Source organism: Rhodosalinus sediminis, from assembly GCF_003385555.1.
Classification (GTDB): Bacteria; Pseudomonadota; Alphaproteobacteria; order Rhodobacterales; family Rhodobacteraceae; genus Rhodosalinus; species Rhodosalinus sediminis.
Window position 1 is genome coordinate 1 of the sequence record NZ_QOHR01000079.1, and the last position, 851, is coordinate 851.

Here is an 851-nt window from a genome sequence, read left to right on the forward strand (position 1 = left end):
CGTCGCGGACGGGGAACACCGCTGGCCGGTCTGGGACTTCACGAATGACCGGCCTGCCGCGCGGACACTGACGACGGCCGAGATGGCCGGACGCGTGGTCATCGGGGCAAAGGGCAAGCGGCGGCGCTATGCCATCGACTGCTGCGACCCGGTCGACATGCCGGACCAGGATCTGATCCTGCATCCTTATGTGCTAGGGCTGTGGCTGGGCGACGGCTCGTCGATCATGAACCACATTTCGGTTCACGAAGAGGACGCCGAGGTTGTCGAGCACCTGCGGGCCTGCGGTGTCGAGGCGGAGTTCCGGCTGCCGAAGTGGCGCAAGGGCCGGATTGCCAATGTCGTGATCGACCCGACCTTCCGGATGCGGCGCGAGAACGGCGCTTCGTTCTCGGACTGCTTCCGGTCGCGGCTCACAGAGCGGCTGAGGCAGTTGGACGTGCTCGACAACAAGCACATCCCGCTTGGATACATGCGCGCCAGCCGATGGCAGCGGCTGGAACTGGTGCGCGGGCTGATGGACTCAGACGGCACGATCTCGCCGGACGGGAAGCGTTGCGAGTTCTCGAACGCAGACCGCGGCTTGATCGACGCGATGGTCGAGCTGCTGCGCAGCCTCGGTTACAAACCCGCCGTCTATAAGGGCAAGGCGCGCCGGAAAGTCTTCGGGTGTGAAGGGCGTGTTCACGAATCCGCCGAATACTGGCGCATTTCCTGGACGGCCTATGCCGAGGAGCCGATGTTCCGGCTATCGCGCAAGCGAGCCCGGATGCGCTCGATCGAAAACGGGCGGCCGTGGAGGAGCCGTCGTCGCCGTATCGTCGATATCCGGCCGGTTTCCAGCGTCCCGG

General features: G+C 65.3%; 1 protein-coding gene. It reads left to right on the forward strand.

The window, feature by feature from the left end; genetic code table 11:
- A partial coding sequence (locus DRV84_RS15160; RefSeq protein WP_205026753.1) for an LAGLIDADG family homing endonuclease occupies positions 1-851 on the forward strand: 851 nt, incomplete at both ends.